This is a genomic window from Ruegeria sp. YKSF131 (assembly GCF_059612645.1).
In genome coordinates this window covers 61,409-80,518 of sequence record NZ_JBXWQZ010000005.1, presented here as the reverse complement: position 1 = coordinate 80,518, position 19,110 = coordinate 61,409, and the positions used below count along the sequence as shown (strand labels likewise).

Below are 19,110 nucleotides of genomic sequence, written 5' to 3'. Positions count from 1 at the left end.
CGGTTCCAGCCCTCAGGCAAGAATCCGTTCACCTTCGCAAAGGCTGTTCTGTTAGTGCCTGACACTGGTTCAGAAGAGTGTTAAACGAAGCAAAAAGATCAATCATCAACCCGAGGCATTCATGTTCAAGAAAATCCTTTCGTTCAACACGGTCGCCGCCGTTCTGCTGTCCGGAGCAGCGTATGCACAAGACACAACCACAACCGCGCCAGACGCTGGTCTGGACCTAGGTCAGGAAGGACCCCGGGTCGGAGAACAGTTCGTAAAGGAAGAATTCGGCGATTGGGACGTATCCTGTATCAAGGCACAGGAAGGCGAGGATCCTTGTGCCATCGTTCAGGTTCTGGAAGGCAACAATGGTGATCCGATCGCAGAAGTATCGATCGGGAAACTGCCGGAAGGTGGTGCCGCCGTTGCTTGGGCAAACGTCATCGTACCCCTGGAAACACTGCTGCAAGCGCAACTGGCCCTGTCAATCGATGGCGCTCCGCGTAAATTGTACAACTATCACCAATGCGTTCCCGTGGGCTGCATCGCGCAATTAGGTCTTAGCCAAGGGGATATCGATGCGATGAAAGCTGGCACTAAAGCGACGTTTTCGCTGGTTCCAGCCCGTTTCCCGGATCAGGTTCTTGAAATGGACATGTCGCTCTCCGGCTTCACATCGGGCTTTGACGCTCTGAACGTCAACACAAACTAAAAAAAAACATCCGTGGAAGCCGCCGTATTAGTAACGGCGGCTTTTTCACTAAACCCGCTTCAGGGCCAGTACGGCATTTAACCCACCAAAGGCGAATGCGTTGCTGAGAGCGACGTCGACCTTTGCCTCGCGCGCTTCGTTCGGTACGACGTCCAACGCGCATTCCGGGTCCGGTTCCTCATATCCGATCGTCGGTGCAATGACACCGTCCCGCAGCGCCATGATACAGGCCAGCAGCTCAACCGCGCCGGTCCCGCCAATCAGATGACCGTGCATGGATTTCGTGGACGAGATCATCAGATCGTCGGCGTGTGGGCCAAATACGTCGGCCACAGCTGCGCATTCGGTTTTGTCATTTGCAGCCGTTCCGGTGCCATGAGCGTTGATATAGCCCACATCTTTTGCGTTCAGCTTCGCATCGGCCAAAGCACCAGCCATGGCACGCGCGGCCCCTTGTTTGCTGGGCATCACAATGTCCGAGGCATCCGATGACATGGCAAAGCCGACAACTTCGCACAGAATTTCGGCACCTCGGGCCCGGGCGTGTTCGTATTCTTCAAAAACAAAGACACCTGCCCCTTCACCCTGCACCATTCCGTTGCGGTTGGCACTGAAAGGGCGACATGCGTCTTTCGACATCACGCGCAACCCTTCCCAGGCTTTGACACCGCCGAAACACAGCATGGATTCCGAGCCCCCCGTTACCATGACCGGAGCCGCGCCACTACGCACCATCTGAAAAGCCTGAGCCATCGCATGATTTGACGACGCACATGCTGTCGAGACCGTGAAACTTGGGCCCTTCAGGTTGTGTTCCATGGAAACGTGGCTTGCGGCAGCATTGTTCATGAGTTTTGGAACGACAAAGGGATGTACCCTGTTTTTTCCATCCTCATAAACCGAACGGTAATTGTCATCCCAAGTCGAAACACCACCGCCCGCAGTCCCCAGAACAACACCTGATCTGGCTGCAAGTTCGCCATGAAACTCGATACCCGACTGCTCAATCGCCTCTTTGGCTGCCGTCAGGGTGAATTGGGTGAAGCGGTCGTACAGCGACATCTGCTGTCGGTTGAACCGCCCTTCTGCCTCGAACCCCCGGACCTGTCCGCCGATCTTGATGGCCAACCGGTCGACATCCCGAAATTCCAGATCGGAAATACCACAACGACCTTCGCGCATGGCTTCCAGCGTGTCAGGGACCGAATGGCCCAGCGAATTGATCGTACCCGCTCCGGTTATGACAACGCGTTTCATGAGCGTTTGTCAGACCTTTTCCGACACAAGCTTTTCGATCCCAGAGATGATCGCAGCTACATTCGAGATATCAAAATCACTGGCCTCGGGTTCGTTGGCATTGAAAGGAATCGAAATGTCGAACTCTTCCTCGATGGCAAATATGCTTTCGACCAGTCCAAGGCTGTCGATACCCAGATCTTCCAGCGTGCTTTCGGGCGTTACATCCGATGGCTCCAGAACGGCCTGCTCTGCAATGATCGCGATGACGCGGTCGCTGATGCTCATGTCGATCCCCTGATTATCAGTTTGAAGTTGATTTAATCGCTCGGGGTCTGTTTGAAAACAGCCTTTTTGAGTGCCTCGACGTCGCGGGCCATGCGGGGCAAGCGTCGTTGCGCCTTGTAGATATCCGTATGCGTTTCCATTTTGACGCCGGGATACCCCATGATCACGCGGCCGGCGGGAACATTGGACAGTATCTTGGTGCCGCCTCCGGCAATAACCCCGTCCCCGATGAATATGTTGTCGACAACGCCGGTCTGACCGCCCAGAACCACGTTGTTTCCGATCTCAACCGATCCCGACACACCAGTCTGACCGCACAGCAGGCAGTCCTGACCGACGCGAGTGTTGTGCCCGACATGGACCAGATTATCCAACTTGGATCCGTTGCCGATACAAGTGTTTCGGATCGTGCCATTATCGATTGTACAATTCGCGCCGACTTCGACGTCATCACCGATTTCCACCGCACCCAACGAATGAATGCGCAGCCAGCTCTGTGCTTTGGCCTCACCCTGATCGCCCATTGTCTTGCGTACATTTTCGACGCCCGAGACTTCGGGTGTTACGAAGCTAAACCCGTCCCCTCCGATCCGGGCACCGGGTTGCGCGATAAAGCGATCTCCGATCCGCGCCCGTGCGCCAATGCTGACCATTTCGCGCAACACCGCCTGGTCGCCCAATATGGCGTCCATTCCCACCACGCACTGTGCCCCTATGACAGAGCCTGCGCCGATCCGGGCGCGCGCGCCCACAACAACCAACGGACCAATCGCCACATCCCGACCGATTTCAGCGGTCGGGTCGATCACGGCCGAGGGGTGAATCCCGGGTTCAACTCCCTGCCCCCGATCCAGCATGGCCGTGATGCCAGCCATGGCCATGCGGGGACGTTTGACAAAGATCGCGGCACGCAGTCCCATCGCCTGCCAGTCGGCCCCTTCCCAAAGGACAGCCGCACGTGCGGCTCCGTTGGCAAGCGCCTCGGCATATTTCGGAGACATAGCCATCGCCAAATCTGTCGGACCTGCGTCGCCCGGTTCGGCGGCGCGCACGATCGTCAGGCCGCCATCGCCCTGACATTCTGCCCCCAGAGACTCGGCGATCTGTTGTATGGTAAACTGCATGGCGGGCTTCCTTTTGGCAGGATTTGCCCTGTGCTTACCCCTGAACGTCCGGCAGGGCCACCCCTGCCTTTTGCAAGGCTTCCCAAATCTTGCCGTCCCGCCCATAAACATCGCGGCGATACTGCACTTCGCCTTTGGGCCCGATATAGGCCGTGCGATAAATCAGATGCACCGGAACTTTCTGCTCCAGATTGACTTTGGTTTCTTTTCCGGTGTTCAGAACGCGATGGAAGAATGCCTTTGGATCTTCCTCCTGTTTGGCCAGCAAGGCGTAAGCAAATTCAAAGGGCTGGGCCAAGCGGATACACCCATGTGAAAAGGCCCGAACCTCACGCGAGAACAGGTTTTTCTGTGGAGTATCATGCAGATAGATGTTGTGCTTATTGGGGAACATGAACTTCACCAGACCCAGCGCATTGCTTTGGCTGGGCGGTTGGCGCATTGCGAAAGGAAAATTTCTGGTCGTAAACTGGGTAAAATCCACCGCACTCCGATCGACTTGCCTGCCGCTTCTGTCAGTTATCAGAATATGGCCCACGGCATTCGGGTTTGATTGCAGCTTCGGCAGGTATTCCTTGGTCACGATCGAGCGGGGAACATGCCAACTTGGGTTAATCACCATATGCTCCATCTCATCCGAAAACTCTGGACTTCTGCGATCATGAGCATTTTTACCGATGACTGCGCGGGTTTCAAAAGTGACTTGCCCGTCGTCCACGATCTTGGCTGAGAAATCGGCTTGGTTCACAAGGATATGACGCGTACCTCGTTCCCGAGGCAGCCAGCGTTCGCGTTCCAACGCAACGTAAACGGCTTTCAACCGGTCTGTGGCTGGACGGTTAATCTCGGCAATCGTCCCCTTGCCCGCCACGCCATCGGGTTCAAGCCCATGCGCTGTTTGAAAGGTGCGTACACCTTCCAACAACGCGTTGCCGAAAGACGGGCTGGCGGATGGTTTCATGTAACCCATCACCACCAGACGGTCGCGCAACTTGACGACATTCGGTCCGGTATCACCGTATTCCAACTTGTTTTCGGGCACTGTTGGCCCCCATCCGCCCTGGAACACCAGTTTTTCCAGAACCAGCTTCTGCTTCATCAGCGCGCGGTATTGATGTGTTTGCGGTGACAGGGCTGCAAAGTAGGCCGCGCCCTGCATGTTTATTCCCTGCAAATGCTCGGCCGCGCTGCGACGATCTACTGACCGCACCAGCCCCTCATCGACACTGCTGGGCCGGATTATGCCTGCGTAAAGCGCGTCGGCGTATTCGACAAAGATACCGCTCAGCTCTGCTTCAACAGCACCGAGATCGCGCACCGAACGGGCCTTTTCCATCTTCTCCATCACGGCGGCAACAGTCGGCTCGGCCTGTGGCAGGCCATGCAGATGCGCATTCGTAAGCGCATTGATCAGCGCCGCCCGGCGCCGTGTGTGTTCGGGCGTATCACCCACCCAAACTGGCGAAAACCCGTTCGCCCGGTAGAATTCGACCAATTGCGGCGCCTGCGGCGTATGTTCAGCAATCGCCATCTGAAACGCAGTCCCTGGCGCGGCTTCGGACGACGTATTGGCGACAGATGCAGTAGCCACGAAACACGCGGCAAACAGGATGCTGGTACTGGTGCGGAGAACGGAAAGCATAGGATGGCCTTGAAATTCAATAGCTTGAACTGGTGATTGATCGTCGTACGATTATGCAGTCGCGCCAGAACGCTTGTCCACTCACGAAATCCTTACCAATTCGCTTCTTCGTGGGCCTGATGCGCGTTTGCATCGGCAGGGTGACCCAAAGCCCACAACTGCGAAATTTTCGTGATTCGCTGTGACATATGCGCAAAAAACTGCCGAAAATTCCCCCTTGAAAAGGTGCAATTGAAACACTTCTTGGCCGTCGATTCCGATTGTGCCATACATTCTGCATCTGGGATGGGAATAATTAAGACAGTGCACGTAACATCGTGTGCAGGCAGGAACAGTACGGGACGAAACTAAAATGACAGAGAGCAGTTCCTCGGGCTTGACCCGGCGTGCCCTATTGGGAGCGTTTGCAGCAACGGCAGTCGTAGCAGCACCCACCTACTCCAACGCAGCAGGCTTTTTACGCGGTGGCGGCGATATTCGTCGCATTCGTATGTATTCCGGTCGCACTGGCGAACGGTTGGATATGATCTATTGGGTCGATGGTAAGTATATCAAGGACGCTGTCAAAGAAGTGAACAACTTCATGCGTGATTGGCGCACAGATCAGGTAAAATCCATCGATTTGCGCACGATTGATATCATGGCGGCATCACACAACCTGCTGGATGTCAACGAACCCTATATGCTGTTGTCCGGCTATCGCTCTCCTCAGACCAACGCAATGCTGCGCTCCCGGTCGCGCCGTGTGGCGCGCAATTCGCTTCATATGGAAGGGCAAGCAGCTGATCTGCGCCTTGCCTCCCGCTCGGTTTCACAGATGGCCAAGGCAGCGATGTCGTGCCGCGCAGGCGGAGTTGGTCAGTATTATGGATCGAACTTCGTACACATGGATTGTGGCGTGGTTCGCACCTGGCGCGGGTAACACCCGGACGCTTTTGGTCTGTTCAGAACTTATACTGACTGTATCTTCCGGTCGGTTTTCTCGTAGTCGTAGCGATTGGCGGCAGAGCCGCCAAGTCTGCTAATTTGCTATTCTCGGCACCTGACAGAATATCTCTCCCTCAAGCACTGCAACTCAGCTATGATTATTAGCTTGCGAGCCGTTGCAATGACTGCCCAATCAATGCGCTAAGCGAGCCAAATGACAAGCCCACTGTTCAGGGCTTCCGAATTCAATCCGACGTTGAATACAGGGTGGCGCACCTGAGAGGATTCGAACCTCTGGCCTCTGCCTTCGGAGGATCTAATAACGCCTTTCCGAAACATGCGATAGAGCACGTCTTTGTACGATAACGCTTTGAAAGACATTGTTTTTCTATAGCGCTCCACCGAAGTCTCTATCCGAACACAGGTCACGACTTCCGCCCTACTGCTTACGCAGTGCTTACGCGGGACCGGCCGGAAAGGTGCGACTTCTCATGCCAAAACTCACCAAGCGTGTCGTCGATGCGGCCGAAGTTCGAGAAAAAGACTACGTCATCTGGGACGACGAACTGCCCGGCTTCGGGTTGCGCGTCTTCAAGTCAGGAAAGCGCAGCTACGTCCTTCAATATCGGGCCGCCGGTCGATCGCGACGCTACAGTATCGGACTTCATGGCATCTGGACGCCGGACACGGCGCGAAAAGAAGCCAGGGTTCAACTCGGCAAGATCGCTCAGGGCGAGAACCCAGCTGAAGAACGCTTGATCCAGCGCAACGCCATCACGGTCGAAAAACTTGCCGCTCAATATATCGACGCGATGAATGCTGGTCTCGTTCTCGGCAAGGGCGGGCGACCCAAAAAGCCGGATACGATCTACACAGATATCGGTCGCATCAACGGCCACATCATCCCATTGATCGGTAAACGGCATGTCCAAGGTCTGACGAAGGCCAACGTCACCAAGATGATGAATGATATCGTCTCGGGTAAAACCAAGGCGGTGCGCAAGACCGCTAACACGCGCGGCAAATCGATCCTACGAGGTGGGCGCGGTACAGCGAGCCGCTGTGTCGGACTTGTTGGCTCGATGCTCACCTATGCAATCAGCATGGGCATCATCGAACAGAATGTCGCGCACGGCATTCGAAAGCCAAAAGATCGGGTTCGCGACCGCCGATTGAGCAGTTCGGAATACAAGACACTGGGGGAGCTTCTCACCAAAGCCGAACAGACAATCGAGTTCGCGCCGACCGTTGCAATCACACGACTCCTGGCCCTGACCGGTTGCCGTCGGAGTGAGATCATAAAACTCAAATGGGGTGAGGTCGATTTCGAAAATAGTTGCCTCCGCTTGTCTGACTCCAAGGAGGGCGCCTCTGTACGGCCTATCGGTCTCCCAGTAATCGAGATTCTCGAAGAGTACCGAAAGACGACACCCGGCGATTTCGTCTTCCCAGGCACACGCGGTGCGGAGATGTTCGGCAGCTTCCCCAACCATTGGAACAGAATCTTCGGCGGCACAGATATCCCCGACTTCACTGCTCACGTTCTAAGACACAGCTTCGCCAGCCTGGCCAACGATCTCGGTTTCACTGAAAGCACCGTTGCAGCATTGGTCGGCCACTCCACGAATTCGATAACGAGCAAATACATCCACTCACTCGACAGCGTTCTGATTACCGCTGCTGATACCGTCGCGGGATATGTCCAAGGTCTGCTGGATGGTGCGGAGTTCAGGCAGACCGCTCTTGCCTGTGACAGGGCTTCGCGTAGAGCAGCCCTTGATCAGTTCATCGAAAAAGCTGCGAAACCGTCCGCCCAAGACCCGATCCAGAAGTGATCGATTGGTTGGAGCGACAGTCTCCGGAAGAGCTGTTTCTGTCCGCCATGACTATAGGCGAACTCATGCGTGGCGCAAGCAAGGTCAAGGAAAAGGCGCGCCGAGATAAGTTGACCAAGTGGATAGAAGAAGACCTCAGTCAGCAATTCGAAAGCAGGCTACTATCTTTCAATGACGCCTCAGGTAAAATTTGGGGCCGGTTTATGGGAAATGGAGATCGAGCTGGCAAGACCCCGTCCACTTTCGACGCTCAGATCGCTGCCATCGCGATCGATCGCGGGCTGGTGCTCGTGACCCGGAATGCCTCAGATTTTCATAGATTTGAGCTTGAAATTCTCAATCCCTGGGATCAAACCCGACGGAAGTGAGAAAGCGAACCGCAGCCCTGGTCGTACCGGAAATTCCTTCAATTAGAACCGACGAAAGGGCGGGTGCATTCTGGCATAAATTCAGCTGAGAAGTTCTCTTAAATTGCTCGTCAACAAGTCATCCATCTCGTCTGGAGATACTCCGAACAACCGCGCCAATCCGTCTCTTGCCGGCCTCACATCGGCGGGCCCATCTGCTCTTGCGGCGTCATCCGTAAAGGGACCGTCCGTCTCCGTCAGTATGCGATCTCTTGGAAGCGACCGCACAAGCTTCACCGACCGTTCATTCCGCAACATCGCGGCGTTTAACGAAAAGTAACATCCCATCTCGCTGGCACGACGCGCTTCCGCCGCCGAACCGGTGAACCAATGCAGAACGACCCGCCCCATGCCTCGCGGCAGTCTAGCTTCGATCATGTCGAGGACAACCTTCGCGCAGCGAACGCTATGGACCGTGAGAATCTTGTCCCGAGCCTCGGCACACGCGCTGAGCACCTCGCCGAAAACGATCTTTTGTTCGTCAAAAGAGGAATAATACCTCCGGCCAGCGTCGAGACCCACTTCGCCAACATATCGTGTGGACGGAAGATAGTCTTTCCAGATCGACAATTCCTTAGCGCGTTCGGCGACAAGCTGCGGATGCAAACCGAGCGCGGCCCTAACATACTTCGTCCGATCAGCCAGTTCCTTATTGCGAGGGAAGGCTTTCGGCGTCGTCGTCACGGTCAGCGAGAAGACTCGCTCCCGTTCGCGCTGCGCCACTGCAGCAGCGTGATCGGGGTAGAGGTCCAGATGGCAGTGGAAATCGATCAGCTGCGTTGATTGATGAACACTACTCATAACGGTGCGGTTCTAACATCCGTCAGTATCGCTCCTACTTCTTCCAGGCCTCTGCGATAAACCTCTGCATAAGAATCGATCCTGTCAGGGTGATCGGACAAACGCCCGGGCTTATGGATGAGTACTTTCGCGAGCTCGGGGCGCTTCGCCAATCGACGGATTGCCAACTGAAACGACCGGACCTGTTGCCCTTCGGCTTGGCGTGTATCCAACGTGTAAGCCGTGAGATCCGGGACGCCGTAATCTGTCGGATCGTTGCCTGCGAGTGACGCCCGCCGGATCAGACAGGGAAGGCAGTATCCGCAATGTCCTTGTGACTCACCCCTCCAACGGGCTTTGGCCGGCGAAGAGCAAGACAAGGAATAGATCACGGCATCGTCCAGCACGTCTGGATTGGCACACTCGGCGGCCATTTCACCCTTGGTCTTGTCCCAATACGGATTGACGAGTTCGCCATCGATACCGAGCGCGTCCAACAATTCGTTCCATCGCGCCATATAGAAGGGATGCGTCGTCCGAGTGCTCAAAGCACCCAATCGTAGTGGGTCCAGCGGTACGTTCAGTGCGATGAGACCGTTTTCAGGAACCCGCAGGACGAACCTCTTCCCGAGACCGGCTCCAGCTGCGACGCCGAGGGAGAAGAATAAGAACGACCGCCCTCGCGTCGTACTTTCGGATTCCACACCGTCGATCAGACCATCACCAAACGCCATCCAAATTCGCAATCGATCGAACGACGAGCCCGGATAGGCCTCCTGTAGGACATCGTAGCACTGCTCTTGAGACTTGCTGACGGCACCTTCGCCAGCATGACTCACCAGAAGTGGCGATCCACCTTTTTCCAAAGTATCGATCGCGCCGATCAAGCTGTCGAGGCCACCGGAGAACAGATTTACCGCGTCGAAGGGCACCGGCAACAGGGGTTTCGGTCGCGGCTCAGACAGAGTCGCAAACTTTTTCGGTCGAGATCGAAACCCGATCTGCCAACGATCCCCCGTTAGGAAATCGAGCGCCCGTTTAACGATCAACGACGCATCGGTCCACAATCGCGGATCGCTGACCGGCACGACCAACCTGATCTCTCGCGACCAACCGTCCTGAGACTCCGTCGAACGCGCAATCCGTGTATCGGCCGCATGGATGTGCGCAGCGAGTACCATGAGGTCGATCGCTATCTCTCCGGGTGCGAGATTTAGATCGGCCATGTCCGAGAGTGCGTAACCGATCCCATGGCCGAGGCGGCCGCCGACCAAGAGGTCGAGCTCGGACACCTGTTCGTCGCTGGCGGCCGGAATTTTGACCGCATCTTTCGGCCCGAACCGCCCTACAAGCAAATGTCGCCTCATGACTCCGCCTCGCTCTCACCCAGCGCTTCCAGCATCTCGAAGGCCGCCTCATACACGCTATCAACGAAGCCCGAGACTTGATCCTGCGACAGGCTGCCGATGTCGACGCCAGACGCATTCACGGCGTCACTCACGCCGCGTTGGATGAATTCGGACAACTGGGCTTCAATCCGTTCGACCGTCCGTGTGTCCGAAGGCATCGTCACGACCCTGGTGCCGATATCGTTGCAGATTCGAGCCTCGATTGCGTGCGACGCATAGAGCTCGAAGACAGTCTGAATCTGCTCCGAGCTAAGACTGTCGATATCCGTGATCCCCGCCTCCGCGAGATCGGCGATCGTTTCGATAAACGCGTCGCGCGCGATGCCCTCATCCACCGATCCACCATCGGGGCATATGTAGTCAGCGAGGCCAGCGAAGACCTCTTCCACTGGCCGGCCCGCAAGACTCTCCAAATCCAGTGATCGAAGGGCCTCACGGATTCCGTTCGCACTCGCATTGCCTAGGAAACTGACGAGTCCAGAAGCAGTGCTACGAGATGACCCCATCCGTCTGGCTGCGGACCCCGCGCCCCCGGAAGATCGAGAAACATATTGGGAGACCGCACGGCCGAGGCTTCGGCGATCGCTCCCGCCCGATCCGGCGAACCGTGTGAAGTTGCTGCGCGCCGACCGAAAACGATCCCCTGTCGGAGGAGCGACTATGGGCGGCCGTTCCGCAGGAGCGGCCGGTGGTACCTCAGGCGATGCGTCGGGTGCATTGCCATCACCGCCATCAGCTGGCGTGTCATCTCCGTCAGAAGCATCCCCATCTGCCCCGCCGTCGCCATCTAGCCAGCTAGGAACCAGCGGCGTGCCCCCCGATGCCCCTCTGAATGCGTTAGATGTCCCCATCAGCGCCCCCTCTTGCTGGTGCGTGTCGCAGTGCTGGCTGCTGCCTTTAGCGTCGGCGATCCGCTTTCTGCCCAAGCCTTTAAGAGGTTATCCAGCCGGGTCGCGAACTCGCCTCCTCTGATCACACCAGTCCAACCGCTGGCCGCCCAAGGCCCGCAACGATCTGCGGGCAGGCTCTCCAGCATGTCGAGTAGGTTCGCCTGAAGGAGATCTTGTGCGCGAACCAAGACCGTCATTCCCGCCAAGCCCGCGGGTTCCGTCTCGAAAGAATCTCCGCCCATGATCCGCCCACGCAACTCTTCGAATACCTGGCCGGCTTCAGCAGGAGCCAATTGCCGAAGTTCCCCCTCATACGCTTGGACGGCCAGCTTGGAACCCATCAGCTTCTCGACAACCGCGCTCAAACGTCCGAGGACCGACGCAGCGCCGAAATAGTCCTTCCGATCCTTCGCCACGAACAGATAGGGGCGCAGATCCTCTTCACCGATCTTGGGGGACAGCTTCGCCCAAGACCGGATGACGTCCGAACCTTTCCATTCTGCAAGCATCGCGCTGTCAGGGTCCGGGGCGGGATTCTTGCGGGCGCCATCGAGAGTCGAGATTTTCGGACCCTTCTTGTCAGAAGTCTTGGATTTCTTAGGGGCACCGTCATCCGCCTCCAGGTGCGCGAGATCCTTACACCGGCCGTCCTCATGCTTCGCGGCGGCGCTGGCGATCTGATCGAACAAGCGCGACATGAACCTCTCGGCCAACATGAGCTTCGCCAACACCGGCAGCCTCACATCAGCGCCGAACCCGCGCGCCTGCGCGGTTTGGTTCCGGAGCAGAAGGGTGTTCAGGAACCGCTTGATCTGCCTCGGATTGCCCTGTGTGCCGCTCGCAAGAATGGGGCCGATCTGGTCGCTCAAAGTCAGTGCATTGGCGACACCGTTCCCGAGGTCGCCCAAGGTCTCCTTCACCGTCGCCGCGTCGAGTCCGCCGGCCTGCCATGGGCGTTCTAGCTGTTTGCGCGCGACCGCGATGAGCTTCGCATATCCTTCGTGATCTTCGCCAAGCTCCGCCCCGATCAGCAGCAGCGTCACATAGATACGGGTCTCTGTCTCGCCCAGAGCCGGAATGCGGAAGGGGACCTGGATCAGTTTCTCGAGATAGTTGCGCGCATAATCTCGCGGTCCCGTCGTATCGGGCAGCTCCGGGAAATGCTTTCGCACGGAATATTCGATCATCGCCTCGTCAGCGGCAACGATGAACGCGGTGCGATCAGTAAATACGAACAGCCGAATGGCTTCTAGCGTCTCTATCGCGATATCCGGCAAACACCTATCAAGGTCGTCGATCAGAACGACCAGTTGTTTGACACCCGCTTTATCGAGCAGATCATCGAAGGCTTTCCGAAACGCACCGATCTCCTCCGGCAAACGCTTCGACTCGTCAGGCTTCAACAGCCCTTGAACACCGCCGAGCGCCGCGTCATAGTTTTCTTTGGTTGCAAGCTCACTGGGATCTTCGAGCAAGCCTTTCACGCCCCCGACGGCGGCGCGTATCTGGTCGGGTGTTGGGATTCCGGACAAGGCCGTGAACGCGAGGCCGCCGCCATGCCGCGCGACCTTGAGCCAGTCGATCCGTTTGAAAATATTCTTAACAGCTTCGCCGGCTTCGGTGGCCAACGAACGCTGCTCGATCAGCTCCGTGACGATTCCTTCGATGAGCGCGATCTTCGCATCCTCGAAGCCTTGGAAACGCCATCCATTGAATTTGATACAAAGGACATCTTTGCTTTCGCGCAATGCGTCATCGATCATCTCCAATACGCTCGATTTTCCCGCGCCCCAATCGCCGTGCACGCCTATCGTTACGGCCTCGTCGGGTCGTTTCGCGAGTAGGTTGATAATTGTCTTGGCGATTGCCTCGTTATTGAGGAGATCCACCTTCGTTTCATTGTCGGTTAGAATCAAACGGTGGCACCTTTCTATGAAATAAAGACAGTCTTCCCTTGTGCGAGCATGCGAATGGCACCAAGCTATTCCGGAGCATCTGTCGCACGTTCTCAGCTCACTTCTTGTAACTGCGCAGTACTTTCCTCCGGGATGTCTGCTGTTTTGATCAATTCCTTCGCATAGCGTTTAGCCTGCGAGATGCTCTGCTTGTAGTCATCTGCGGCCAGCGACAAGGATTCCGGCGATGTCGCGCGATCCAGATCATCGCTTGACCAATCGTCCGAGAGACGCTTGCTGATTGCGTAGCAAGTTGCCTTGCCGACACGAAACGCCATGAATTTCCGGGAGGCTTTCATAATGGCCGACCGGACGACCTCCGGCTCACCCAGAGTACGCATTTCAGTATCGAGTTCGACGGCCATGCGTTCGGCGGCCGAATAAAGACCGTTCACGAACAAAGTCTGCGCATCCTTGTAGAAACGTCCCGCGCGGCCCTTCAGATTCTTCTCGGCAATCTCGTCGGGATCTGTGAGAATCTTGATTTCTGGAACGCGCTCCAATGACTGGGCCGAGCGTGAAAGCTTGGAGCCATCTGGCGCCTTCCGAACCTTCTTGTGCTTCGCGCGCTGGCTCTTGTTCGGATCGCCTTCGGTACCGTCCTTATTGCCAGCTTCATTCAATTCAGGGAATTGTGTATCGAGATTCGTCGGGTCCGATGTATCGGTTCCCTCATCCGCGCCCTCGGTTTGCATCGCCGATGGGCGACGTGACGGGCTCAGCGTCACCGTAGGAATCCGGAACTCGTCGAGCAGCTTTTGAAGGTCGCTTTGCAGATCGTCCAGATTGTCGTCCGACGCCGGAGACTCGGAGCGAATGACGTCCTTTACCCAGTCGGGCATCAGTTCGCGTACGAAATCATCGAAGTCTTCGGCAACCATCGGGGAACGGTCGTCCGGCCAGGTCAGACCATCACGATATTGGTTTGGCAGCGCCAGTTCGTCGACGAGTTCGATTTCGACGGTGATGACTTTCGACCCAAATGGAATGCCGAAGTTTGGGGCAGCGGCCGACCATGCCTTTCGGGATTTGATGTCGTATCGCTCACCTTTGTGGACCAACGCACAGAAAGTGGTCGAGCTGGTTGCCGGATTGGCGAGCGCACTGAGGGAATGGCTGTAGTTCTCATGCTTCGGGTCATGGATGTAGTGAATGCGCAGCTCTCCGCCCGGCGCATCGACCCATTCGTGGTTGGGAAGCTCATCCACCACCTCTTCGAGTGTTTTCAGTCGACGCGTGCGGCCGGTTTCATCCTTGCCGCCGCCCTTGGTCATCGCGACATCGACCCGCACTTCGACGCCATGAGCGAACCGCGCAAACCGCCGGAAGATCGCCGAAGGAATGAAGCTGCGATCTTGGGTCTTTCCCTTCCCCAAGGGCTCGGCAACGGTGTCGTGGTCTTCGCTCTCGCCCATCAGAACGACTTCGGTCCAATCGAACGCGGTCTCCCGGCCCGCATCGAGGACGACCTGTGTCACGTCGTAAACGGTGTCGAAACTGCCATCGGGCAGTTCGACCGGGAAACGGACATAGGTCTGTTCCTCGGGGTCGAAGCCGATGACCACTTCGTTGACGACCCCATCCTTGCACGAGCGATAGCGAATGCCTTCCCGTGACATGGTCAGGCCAGAGACTTTGGCTCCGATCCCGAAATTTCCGTCGAGCGACATCTCCTTGTTGATCGACGAGGACAACTCAGTCGCCTGTTTCAGCTCTCTGTCATCCATGCCCGTCCCGGTGTTCCAGAACGTGAGCTTCCGGACCCCCTCGATGACGGTCGGGTAGATTTCGATCCGGCGATTTCCAGAGGCGGCGCTGGCCGCACTTTCATCGGCGTTCTTGAAAAACTCGCGGACCAGGGTGCTGACCGGAGCTTGCTCGATCAGCCGATTGATGAGGAAGCGCTTGTCATGAATGTTAAGTGGTTCTGCCTTCATGCGATGCGCCCCTAGAGTTTGAACTTATCGGCGCCATCGCCGGAGGTTGATCCGAATTTCCGCTCGATGTCGCTCGTGGCGTCGCGAAGCGCTTTGAGGATTTTTTTCACGTCACTGTCCGAATATTCATAAGCTCGACGGTTCGAAAGATTGCCGAGCTTGCGAATCGCATCCAACGCAGACTGCGTCCGCCCTTCGGCGAGTCGCACGAATTTCTCACGTTTTTCAGATCGTTCGGCCACCGAGTGCTCGTCCTCCACTAATTCCGTTCAGTTCAGGGACGATATTGTCATTAACGCCGATGAGTCAATATTTTTGAGAAATTCAGAACAATATGCGGAAATTTGCCCCTATAGTTGTTCGCATTTCATCCTAAATGCGGTGCGAACGGATGTTCGGCCTTATCAAGTTTGTGCGCATCAGCAGTTCTGAGGGGAAGGCCTTCCCCTGCGGTCGAGCCTATGGTCTCGCCCGACCCCTTCTGCGGGGAGAGCCCGCAACGCCCCCAGAGAGCAAGAGTTCGGCGGCTTTCGCTGTGACGGGTTTGGAGGTCGAGAGAGAGGCTCTCGGACCGCCCGTCATGGAGATCAGCCATGACAGCAATCGAGATCATGAACGGCCGCCCCGGGAGCGGTGGCTACAAGGTGGATGTGTCCCGCGGCGGGCATAACGGGCGAGTGTCGTCTGAATGGTTTTCCCGGCCCGACGATGAGAAGTATCTCTCGCTCTCGGAGCTCTACGCCTCGGTGAAGGGCCGCGCTGAGCGGAGCCGGACGCGGACGGTCGAGAGCGCGGCGATCCGGGTCGAAGCCCAACGTGACGATCCAGAGAAGCTCGCATTCGTCCTGCCGGATGCCGAAGCGCCGGTCGCGCCGACCCATTGGAGCTTCGGGCAGCTCACGGGCCTCGTCGGTGCACCGGCGGCCTATCTGCGACAGCTTCCCGCGCCGCTCGCAGGTATCAACCTGCAGTACGGCCTCACCAACCACCGCGCCGAGCAGGTGAAGACGATGGAAGTCGCCAACGGCCGAACCGAACTACGCGCCGTAACCGGCCCAGACTATGGCCGTATCTACGACCATGAACTCGTCTCGGCGGTTCAGCGCATCGCCGGCGACGGCGTCGGCGACACGCGCTGGAAGGTTCCCGGCATGCTCGACTGGTCGACCGGCGTCCACAACCCGATGGTCGACGTCACCAAGGACACGACGACACTCTACGCCTCGGACCGCGACGTCTTCCTCTTCCTGGTGGACGATATGAACCCGATCGAGGCAGGCACGCTACCCGACGGCTCTCCCGATCTCTTCTTCCGCGGATTCTACTGCTGGAACTCGGAAGTCGGGGCGAAGACTCTTGGCATTGCGAGCTTCTATCTCCGCGCCGTCTGCCAGAACCGCAATCTCTGGGGCGTCGAGAACTTCCAGGAGATCACGATCCGGCATTCCAAATACGCCGCCAACCGGTTTGCCCACGAGGCGGCGCCAGCACTGGCGAACTTCGCCGACTCCTCGCCGCAGCCCTTCATCCGCGGCATTCGCTCCGCACGCGAACGGATCGTGGCGCGCGGCGACGAGGACCGCACCGACTTCCTGCGCAAGCGCGGCTTCTCGAAGGAGGAGACCGGCAAGATCGTCGAGACCGTCCTCGCCGAAGAAGGCCGCCCACCCGAGAGCGTCTTCGACTTCGTGCAGGGCATCACGGCTGTTGCCCGGTCGAAACCGCAGCAGGACGCGCGCCTCACCATGGAAACCCGCGCCAAGAAGCTGCTCGAGGCCGCCGCCTAGGTCCCCGGCGTAGTGCTCCCTTCCTGCCCTCCGTCCACGGTCCATCTCTCTTTAGAGGAAGAGGTGGGTCGTGGTTTTCGTGACGGGTTCGGAGGTCAGAGAGAGTCTCGTGACCGCCCGTCGCGGAGAACCGACATGAGTAAGTCTCAGAAAATCACCCTCAGCGCCTCGCGCGACATTCCCTTCAACAAGCTCGTGCTCAGCCAGTCCAACGTCCGGAAGGTCAGGGCCGGCGTCTCGATCGAAGAGCTTGCCGAGGATATCGCCCGGCGCACGCTTCTCTCGTCGATCACAGTGCGCCCGATCCTCGACGATGATGGCGCTGAAACCGGCATGTTCGAGATTCCGGCAGGCGGGCGCCGCTACCGCGCGCTCGAACTCCTCGTGAAGCAGCGCCGCCTCAACAAGACCGCGCCGGTGCCCTGCATCGTGCGCATCGATGGTCTGGCGGAAGAGGACAGCCTCGCCGAGAACATCCAGCGCGCGCCGCTGCATCCGCTCGACCAGTTTCGCGCCTTCCAAGCCATGCGCGAGAAGGGCAAGTCCGAGGAAGAGATCGCCGCGGCCTTCTTCGTGTCGGTCAACGTCGTCAAACAGCGCCTCAAGCTGGCCGCCGTCTCGACGACACTGCTGGAGGCCTATGCCGAAGAGGAGATGATCCTCGACCAGCTCATGGCCTTCACGGTCAATCCCGACCACGAGCGTCAGGAACAGGTCTGGGAGGCGCTCAAGCAGCACTATTCGAAGCAGCCTTATGAAATCCGCCGCATGCTGACCGAAGGCGCCGTCCGCGCTTCCGACCGGCGGGCGCAATTCGTCGGGGTCGACAATTACGTCGAAGCGGGTGGTGAGGTGCTGCGCGACCTCTTCCAGACCGATGATGGCGGCTGGCTGCAGGATGCCGCCCTGCTCGAGACCATGGTCGCCGAGAAGCTGAACGAAGAAGCCGAAGCCATTCGCGCCGAAGGCTGGCACTGGATCGAGGTCGCGACCGACTTTCCCTACGGCCACACCTACGACCTGCGGCGCATTCGCGGCGAAGCCGAGCCGATGAGCGATGAGGAAGACGCGACCTACGCCGCACTCAAGGCCGAATGTGACAAGCTCGAAGAGGAGTACGCCGAAGCAGACAAGCTTCCCGAGGAGGTCGACGAACGGCTCGGCGAGATCGAGACGGCGATGGAAGCCCTCCAGAACCGTCCGATCCGGTTCGAACCGGAGGATTACGCCATCGCGGGCGCCTTCGTCAGCATCGACAGCTCTGGCGGCCTGCTTGTCGTGCGCGGCTATGTCCGGCCCGAAGACGAACCGGTAGTCGAGGCCGAGGACAGTCCCGATGGCGATAACGTCGATCCCGATACAGACGATGCAGTCGCTGACGCATCCGATCCGGTGACGGATCAAGATGAGGAAGACGATGACGACGGCACCAAACCGCTGTCGGATCGCCTCATCTGTGAACTGACGGTCCACCGGACGATGGCGCTGCGCGACGCGCTTGCGAATGATCCGCAGCTCGCGATGCTCGCCTGTCTGCATACGATGGTTCTGCAGCTCTTCTACCATTACGGCCAAGACAGCTGTGTCGAGATCAGCCCGCGCTCCACTCAATTTGGATCGCAAGCGCCGAACCTCGGCGAGGCCCGCTATGTCCAGTCGATCGACCTTGGGATCGAGACCTGGGCGGGCAATCTGCCGAAGCAACCGGAAGACCTTTGGGATGCGCTGACCGAATGGGACAGCGACAGCCGCGACGCGCTCTTCGCCCATTGCGTGGCGATGACCGTCAACGCCGTGCAGGAGCCGCATCACCGCAAGCCGCGCCAGATCGCCCACGCCGACGTGCTGGCCGCGACGCTCGGTCTCGACATGGTGAAGGCGGGCTGGACGCTGACGGCGGACAGCTATCTCGGCCGGGTGACCAAGGCGCAGATCCTCGCCGCGGTGCGCGAGGCGAAAGGCGACAAGGACGCCGACCGGATCGCCGGGTTCAAGAAATCCGACATGGTGGAGGCCGCCGAGGAACTGCTGGCGGGTACGGGCTGGCTGCCTGAGCCGCTGCGCACGCCGCCGCTGATCGAACAGCCCGATAAACCGGAGCTCGAGATCGTCGACGAGAACTTGTCGGCGCACGGCGATGAGCCCGACGCTGACGAACATCAGACGGCCCTCGAAGCCGCCGAGTGATCGTAC

At 58.0% G+C, this 19,110-nt stretch carries 16 protein-coding genes; 6 read left to right on the top strand and 10 right to left on the bottom strand.

What is annotated here, in order from left to right:
* The first annotated feature begins 121 nt into the window (after window positions 1-121).
* A complete protein-coding gene (locus AC2FLZ_RS03555) occupies window positions 122-700 on the top strand; it encodes an invasion associated locus B family protein (protein WP_480472803.1) in 579 nt (192 codons plus the stop codon).
* Window positions 701-748: 48 nt separating this feature from the next.
* On the opposite strand, the gene AC2FLZ_RS03550 is transcribed toward AC2FLZ_RS03555, so the two are convergent.
* The 4 genes from AC2FLZ_RS03550 to AC2FLZ_RS03535 are packed head-to-tail and all read right to left on the bottom strand — an operon-like array spanning window position 749 to window position 4,990.
* Window positions 749-1,957 (bottom strand): beta-ketoacyl-[acyl-carrier-protein] synthase family protein, encoded by a 1,209-nt coding sequence (locus tag AC2FLZ_RS03550; protein WP_480472805.1) that lies wholly within the window; start codon window positions 1,955-1,957, stop codon window positions 749-751.
* A 9-nt stretch (window positions 1,958-1,966) separates the two neighbouring features.
* Window positions 1,967-2,224 carry an acyl carrier protein gene (locus AC2FLZ_RS03545; RefSeq protein ID WP_480472807.1) on the bottom strand — a complete coding sequence of 86 codons (258 nt, stop codon included), beginning with the start codon at window positions 2,222-2,224 and terminating at the stop codon, window positions 1,967-1,969.
* 32 nt (window positions 2,225-2,256) lie between these two features.
* Complete coding sequence (locus AC2FLZ_RS03540; protein WP_480472809.1) at window positions 2,257-3,348, bottom strand: UDP-3-O-(3-hydroxymyristoyl)glucosamine N-acyltransferase; 1,092 nt, start codon at window positions 3,346-3,348, stop codon at window positions 2,257-2,259.
* Between the two features lie 34 nt (window positions 3,349-3,382).
* Window positions 3,383-4,990, bottom strand: a complete 1,608-nt coding sequence (locus tag AC2FLZ_RS03535; protein ID WP_496881802.1) for a L,D-transpeptidase family protein — start codon at window positions 4,988-4,990, stop codon at window positions 3,383-3,385.
* A 352-nt stretch (window positions 4,991-5,342) separates the two neighbouring features.
* On the opposite strand from AC2FLZ_RS03535, the gene mepK reads away from it, so the two are divergent.
* The 3 genes from mepK (at window position 5,343) to AC2FLZ_RS03520 (ending at window position 8,120) form a co-directional block, all read left to right on the top strand.
* On the top strand, window positions 5,343-5,912 hold the full coding sequence (mepK, locus tag AC2FLZ_RS03530; RefSeq protein WP_480472813.1) for a peptidoglycan L,D-endopeptidase MepK: 570 nt from the start codon (window positions 5,343-5,345) through the stop codon (window positions 5,910-5,912).
* A gap of 496 nt (window positions 5,913-6,408) precedes the next feature.
* Entirely contained in the window at window positions 6,409-7,752 is a 1,344-nt protein-coding gene (locus AC2FLZ_RS03525) for a tyrosine-type recombinase/integrase (protein WP_496881801.1), read from the top strand.
* Window positions 7,749-8,120, top strand: a complete 372-nt coding sequence (locus tag AC2FLZ_RS03520) for a PIN domain-containing protein (protein ID WP_496881800.1) — start codon at window positions 7,749-7,751, stop codon at window positions 8,118-8,120. The genes AC2FLZ_RS03525 and AC2FLZ_RS03520 overlap by 4 nt, the downstream gene beginning before the upstream one ends.
* 81 nt (window positions 8,121-8,201) lie before the next feature.
* Here AC2FLZ_RS03520 and qatD read toward each other — a convergent pair whose 3' ends face one another.
* The 6 genes from qatD to AC2FLZ_RS03490 form a co-directional block, all read right to left on the bottom strand.
* Window positions 8,202-8,960, bottom strand: a complete 759-nt coding sequence (qatD, locus tag AC2FLZ_RS03515; protein ID WP_496881799.1) for a Qat anti-phage system TatD family nuclease QatD — start codon at window positions 8,958-8,960, stop codon at window positions 8,202-8,204.
* Window positions 8,957-10,306, bottom strand: coding sequence for a Qat anti-phage system QueC-like protein QatC (qatC, locus tag AC2FLZ_RS03510; protein WP_496881798.1), 1,350 nt, complete (start codon window positions 10,304-10,306; stop codon window positions 8,957-8,959). Before qatC ends, qatD begins: the two co-directional genes overlap by 4 nt.
* The gene (gene qatB, locus AC2FLZ_RS03505) at window positions 10,303-11,199 is read right to left on the bottom strand and encodes a Qat anti-phage system associated protein QatB (RefSeq protein ID WP_496881797.1); all 897 of its coding nucleotides are present in this window, start codon (window positions 11,197-11,199) and stop codon (window positions 10,303-10,305) included. Before qatB ends, qatC begins: the two co-directional genes overlap by 4 nt.
* A complete protein-coding gene (gene qatA / locus AC2FLZ_RS03500) occupies window positions 11,199-13,154 on the bottom strand; it encodes a Qat anti-phage system ATPase QatA (protein ID WP_496881796.1) in 1,956 nt (651 codons plus the stop codon). The genes qatB and qatA overlap by 1 nt, the downstream gene beginning before the upstream one ends.
* Window positions 13,155-13,246: 92 nt before the next feature.
* Window positions 13,247-15,130: a hypothetical protein gene (locus AC2FLZ_RS03495; protein ID WP_496881795.1), complete on the bottom strand. Its 1,884-nt coding sequence runs from the start codon at window positions 15,128-15,130 to the stop codon at window positions 13,247-13,249.
* An 11-nt stretch (window positions 15,131-15,141) separates the two neighbouring features.
* Complete coding sequence (locus tag AC2FLZ_RS03490; RefSeq protein WP_496881794.1) at window positions 15,142-15,372, bottom strand: hypothetical protein; 231 nt, start codon at window positions 15,370-15,372, stop codon at window positions 15,142-15,144.
* Between the two features lie 351 nt (window positions 15,373-15,723).
* On the opposite strand from AC2FLZ_RS03490, the gene AC2FLZ_RS03485 reads away from it, so the two are divergent.
* Window positions 15,724-16,917: a DUF932 domain-containing protein gene (locus AC2FLZ_RS03485; RefSeq protein ID WP_496881793.1), complete on the top strand. Its 1,194-nt coding sequence runs from the start codon at window positions 15,724-15,726 to the stop codon at window positions 16,915-16,917.
* 135 nt (window positions 16,918-17,052) lie between these two features.
* Window positions 17,053-19,104 carry a ParB/RepB/Spo0J family partition protein gene (locus tag AC2FLZ_RS03480; protein ID WP_496881792.1) on the top strand — a complete coding sequence of 684 codons (2,052 nt, stop codon included), beginning with the start codon at window positions 17,053-17,055 and terminating at the stop codon, window positions 19,102-19,104.
* Window positions 19,105-19,110: the final 6 nt, after the last annotated feature.